Consider the following 256-nt stretch of genomic DNA (forward strand, 5'->3'; position numbering starts at 1 on the left):
GAGTTTTAATGATAATTGTCCACTCGAACAAAGAGGACAGGAACGAACATTGTTTCCATCCTCACGCTCAGGAAAGATTAAAGGTGCTAGTGTTATGTTTAAAACATCAAGGACATTCGTTATACGCAATTCTTGGATATTGGTAATAGACGCATTAAACCCATCCCAAAAATTGCGCAATACGTCTTTCCAGGAAAGTTTTCCATCCGATATAAGATCCAGTTTTTCCTCAAGATCTGCTGTGAAACCATATTCT

1 pseudogene is annotated in these 256 nt (G+C 37.9%); it reads right to left on the reverse strand.

Features of this window, described 5'->3' with window-relative positions:
• Positions 1-256, reverse strand: a pseudogene (locus tag ACFIK8_RS10530) (DNA topoisomerase I); the annotation flags it as partial.

This window comes from Bartonella sp. MR168JLCBS (assembly GCF_042194175.1).